The organism is Acinetobacter sp. UBA5934, assembly GCF_002430855.1.
Lineage (GTDB): Bacteria > Pseudomonadota > Gammaproteobacteria > Pseudomonadales > Moraxellaceae > Acinetobacter.
In genome coordinates this window covers 1-4,738 of the sequence record NZ_DJDC01000021.1, presented here as the reverse complement: position 1 = coordinate 4,738, position 4,738 = coordinate 1, and the positions used below count along the sequence as shown (strand labels likewise).

General features: G+C 41.2%; 5 protein-coding genes. 3 read left to right on the top strand and 2 right to left on the bottom strand.

What is annotated here, in order from left to right:
* Position 1: 1 nt before the first annotated feature.
* Together B2Y23_RS01430 and accC are read left to right on the top strand one after the other, a co-directional pair.
* Positions 2–382: an acetyl-CoA carboxylase biotin carboxyl carrier protein gene (locus tag B2Y23_RS01430; RefSeq protein ID WP_291368560.1), complete on the top strand. Its 381-nt coding sequence runs from the start codon at positions 2–4 to the stop codon at positions 380–382.
* 17 nt (positions 383–399) lie between these two features.
* The gene (gene accC / locus B2Y23_RS01425) at positions 400–1,764 is read left to right on the top strand and encodes an acetyl-CoA carboxylase biotin carboxylase subunit (protein ID WP_291368558.1); all 1,365 of its coding nucleotides are present in this window, start codon (positions 400–402) and stop codon (positions 1,762–1,764) included.
* Positions 1,765–1,848: 84 nt separating this feature from the next.
* On the opposite strand, the gene B2Y23_RS01420 is transcribed toward accC, so the two are convergent.
* Positions 1,849–2,328 carry a hypothetical protein gene (locus B2Y23_RS01420; RefSeq protein WP_291368556.1) on the bottom strand — a complete coding sequence of 160 codons (480 nt, stop codon included), beginning with the start codon at positions 2,326–2,328 and terminating at the stop codon, positions 1,849–1,851.
* A 312-nt stretch (positions 2,329–2,640) separates the two neighbouring features.
* On the opposite strand from B2Y23_RS01420, the gene B2Y23_RS01415 reads away from it, so the two are divergent.
* A complete protein-coding gene (locus tag B2Y23_RS01415) occupies positions 2,641–4,068 on the top strand; it encodes a GGDEF domain-containing protein (protein ID WP_291368562.1) in 1,428 nt (475 codons plus the stop codon).
* Between the two features lie 90 nt (positions 4,069–4,158).
* On the opposite strand, the gene B2Y23_RS01410 is transcribed toward B2Y23_RS01415, so the two are convergent.
* Positions 4,159–4,738: MFS transporter (locus B2Y23_RS01410; protein ID WP_291368554.1), on the bottom strand; the 580-nt coding region annotated here is incomplete at its 5' end.

Here is a 4,738-nt window from a genome sequence, read left to right as displayed (position 1 = left end):
GATGATTGAATCTGACTTACAAGCGATCGAAGTTAAGGAAGGAGATCAGTCGATCGCCCTTACTCGTCGCAATCCTGTAGTAGCAGCAGCTGTTCCTGCAATGCCTGTAGCTGCCGCAGCGACACCTGTTGCAAAAACACCGCGCGGTGCAGTTGAAACTTCTCCTATGGTTGGTGTGTTCTATGCAGCCCCAAACCCGGGTGAAGCACCATTCGTTAAAGTGGGTCAAACCGTATCTGCGGGTGAAACACTTGGTATTATTGAAGCCATGAAAATCATGAACCCAATTGAAGCAACTCAAAGCGGTGTGATTGAAGAAATTCTGGTGAAAAATGGCGAAGTGATTCAATTCGGTCAACCATTGTTCCGCTATCGCGCTTAAGACCACGGGGATTCACAATGTTGCAAAAAGTTTTAATTGCAAACCGGGGTGAAATTGCTTTACGCATTACCCGAGCTTGCAAAACTTTAGGAATTAAAACCGTAGGTATTTATTCCGATGCCGATAAAGACCTGATGCATTTACGCTTTTGTGATGAAGCGGTATGTATTGGTCCGGGTGCAAGTAGCGAAAGCTATTTAAACATTCCGGCAATTATTACTGCTGCTGAAATTACCGGTGCAGATGCGATCCATCCTGGTTATGGTTTCCTGTCTGAAAATGCCGAGTTTGCAGAAATTGTCGAAAATTCCGGTTTTATCTTTATTGGACCACGTCCAGAACATATTCGCCTGATGGGGAACAAGGTTTCTGCCATTATTGCGATGAAAAAAGCAGGCGTACCGACCGTTCCTGGTTGTGACCATGCTGTAACCATTCACAATGCCCTGGCTGAAGCCAAAGAAATTGGCTTCCCGTTGATCGTGAAAGCTGCTTCTGGTGGCGGTGGTCGCGGTATGCGTATTGTTGAACGCGTTGATACCCTACTTGAGTCAGTTCAAGCTGCACAGCGTGATGCTGAAATGTGGTTTGGTGATGATACAGTGTATATGGAACGCTTCTTGCAAAAACCTCGCCACGTCGAAGTACAGATTCTAGCTGATGGTAATGGCCATGCTATTCACTTGTATGATCGTGACTGTTCTTTACAGCGTCGTCATCAAAAAGTACTGGAAGAAGCTCCAGCTCCAGGCTTGCCGGAACAGGCGCGTGCTGAAATTTTAGAAGCGTGTGTGAATGCTTGTAAGATGATGCAGTATCGCGGTGCCGGTACATTCGAATTTCTGTTTGAAGATGATGAATTCTTCTTCATTGAAATGAATACCCGTGTTCAGGTTGAGCATCCAGTCACTGAAATGGTAACGGGTATCGATATCATTGAACAACAACTGCGTATTGCTGGCGGGCTTGGTCTAGAGATTGAGCAAGCTGATGTTGAGTGTCGTGGTCATGCCATAGAATGCCGTATCAATGCGGAAGATCCAACTACATTCCTTCCTTCTCCGGGCAAAATTGAAAACTATTATGCTCCAGGTGGCGCAGGTATCCGTTTAGATTCGCATATTTATCCAGGCTACAGCATTCCACCTTACTATGACTCAATGATTGCAAAGCTCATTGCACATGGTAAAGATCGTGAAACTGCTATTGCACGTATGAAACAGGCTTTAGAAGAAACCATCTTAACGGGAATTAAAACCAACATTCCTTTGCATCGAGATTTAATTCTGGAAGACGAGAATTTCTGTAAAGAAGCGATGGATATTCATTATCTGGAAAAACACTTGTTGAAAAAGCTTGAAGCCTATCAGGAAGCTTCTTAATATTGTATTAAGACTTAAAAAACCGCTCTATATGAGCGGTTTTTTATACTGATGAAAGTATATCTATAAAATTATCAATAATTCTTAAGGCAACACACGGCGTAATGTGGCAAAACATTGGTCCGCCTTTTCATTACTACAGAAATTAATGGTAGATGGATTTTTCCACTGTACGAAATATTGGGAAATTTCTCCAGTTTGGTCTTCCTGCAGTCCTGAGCAATCTTTTTCATTATTGTCATATTTTACCTGTAAAACCAGTGCAGACAATAAAGAACGTTCCTCTTGAGCCGGTTGAAAGTCATAAATTCCAGATGACCACTCTTGCCCACTTTTAATAATGACATTGTTATTACTTTTAAAATTATAATACTCAATACATTTATTATTGTTGGCTACCTGCATCCCCCATAAGCCAACTATTTCGGGACGTGTCACAATACGAATGGTATTCGAATTTTCAGCTCGATCCGTTTCTTCTGTTGCCACTACAGCTTGATTATCATTTGCCATCGCAACAGATGAGCACAATGCAAGTAAAATTGTAAAATATGTTTTTTTCATACATAAATTCAGTGCTAAAAATCCTTTGTTATAACTTATCATATTTTCATGAAAAACCAGTATTTATCACCATATTACAACAATATAATTTCACATGCTATCTGCATAAAAAGTAGTTGTTCAACTTGAAAATAATCAACTCTTTGCTTGCCATACGGAAATAAAAATTCCCACTTATGCGAATATAATCGAATAATAAATGTTCATTCGTCATGAAAATATTTCTATTTAACGGCGAGTATAGCAAAATATTTTTTTTAATATTTTCTACCAAGTCACCATGTTAGAGTGACAAGGATGTGATCTTTGCATATCTTGCTGACTTCATCTAAATCATCTCTGAGAAAGCAACAGGCCAGTGCCTTTTTTATTGTGGGTACTGTGGTCCTGATCTGCTGTTTATGCGGGATTCTATCCAGACCTGTCACCTTCTTAGCCTATCTATGGCCGGTAAATGCGGTTTTGCTGGGGCTATTTTTACGCTTTAAGTATTTAAAAATCTGGGGTGGATGGTTAGGTGCATTTAGCGGTTATATGCTGGCAGACTTAGGCACAGGCAGTTCTTTGCAACTCACCTTTATTCTTACCCTCGCAAATCTGATTAACGTTACGGTTTCGTTATTTTTAATCCAGCTCTGGAAATTAAATTATCGTAATTACAATCAGGGTTTTACTTTCTTATATTTATTTATCATTTGTGCCTTAGGGGGATCTCTGGCCAGTGCTTTGTTTGCCATTGCCACGGTTCCTTATCTTTCCGACACGTTTATGTCCACGCAACGTCTTTGGGTAGATTTTGGTATGTGGTGGGCCGGTGAAATTGTTAATTACATTACCATTCTGCCGATTATTTTATTTTTTCCAACCCTGAATGAACTGGGTAAAAAATTTAAAAGTATCAGGCTTAACCAATTTCGTTTGACTAAATTACTGCCGCTGATTGCTATTATTATTTCAGTAACCTTTACCCATATTTTCTTTGGACCAGGCGCCCTGCTTTATCCTCTGGCCGCATTAATCTGGGCAGCATTGACTTATCCCATTTTCACTGTTGCCCTGATTAACAGCATCGTATGTTTGGTGACTTATCATAGTTTGACCTATTTTTACTTGTCCCATTCATCATCGGCATATTTAACCACCACGATTTCGGTACGTATTGGTTTATGTATGCTGGGTTTAGCTCCACTCATTCTTTGCATTATTACCAGTAATCGCCGTGAACTTTATAAAAAAGTATTGCATATGGCCAATCATGACAGTTTGACCAATACCATAAACCGGCGTCATCTATTTGAAAAAGGCGAAAGATATCTGAGTGAAGCCAAAAGCCACGCAGTCTCATTGATCATGCTTGATCTGGATCATTTTAAAAGGATGAATGATCAGTATGGACATCATGTCGGGGATTTGGTGCTCAAACATTTCTCGCAATTGGTTGAGGACAATATCCGTACCAATGAACTTTTCGCTCGTGTAGGCGGTGAAGAGTTCCTGATTCTGATGATGAACACGACTTTACAGGAAACCCAGGCTATTGCTGAAAGAATCCGGATTAAAACCGAGCTAACCCCGATGCAACTGCCTGAGGGAGATTTATTGTTTATTACCACCAGTATCGGTATTGCCCATCACAGCTTACCCACTGAGCTGAGCTTGCAACATATTATTAATCAGGCGGACCACGCCCTGTATCGGTCAAAAGCTTTAGGACGAAACCAGATCACTATCGCTTCTTGATAAATCCCCTTGCATCCTGACTAAAGCTATAACGGACAGTATGGCAGAAATTTGAGTCACAAGGCTTGGGATACTGACTTGTTGCAGGTTTTAGCTTTGTTGAATATGTTTCGGTAGCCAGCGTACAAACAGCAAACCTATAACTGTTGAAAGTCCCGCAAGAATAAAGACCATCTCTCCAGAGATTACCTGCCAATATCTTCCAGCCAAGATACTTCCTAAAGCGACACCTAAGCCCCACATGGTGCTATACATGGCCTGGCCACGGCCTTGCTGACCTGCGGAAAAGTTTTGGAAGATAATGCGCATGGCAATCATATGAAACAGGCCGAAACTAAAAGCATGAATGCTCTGGGCTAAAAACTGTGCCATAAATATATGAGGCAATAGTCCCACTACAACCCAACGCATACCGGTCAAGAGGAGACAGACACTGACCAGGCTGCGCCATGAGAATTGGGTTAAGAAAAGATGCGCAAAGGCAAACATGATAATTTCAGCGACTACCCCAACTGACCATAAAAAGCCAATTTCAGTGGTCGAAAAGCCGGCTTGATGCAAGTAGTTACTATAGAAACTATAAAATGGCGCATGAGAAAATAATAAAACCAATTCAATAGCAAAAAATGCGGCAACTACCGGGCGTTTTAATATCGGCCATAAGGGTTCT

Coding starts and splice junctions, on each gene's coding strand:
- B2Y23_RS01420 (WP_291368556.1), bottom strand. CDS start 2,328: ATGAAAAAAACATATTTTACAATTTTACTTGCATTGTGCTCATCTGTT.
- B2Y23_RS01430 (WP_291368560.1), top strand. CDS start 2: ATGATTGAATCTGACTTACAAGCGATCGAAGTTAAGGAAGGAGATCAG.
- accC (WP_291368558.1), top strand. CDS start 400: ATGTTGCAAAAAGTTTTAATTGCAAACCGGGGTGAAATTGCTTTACGC.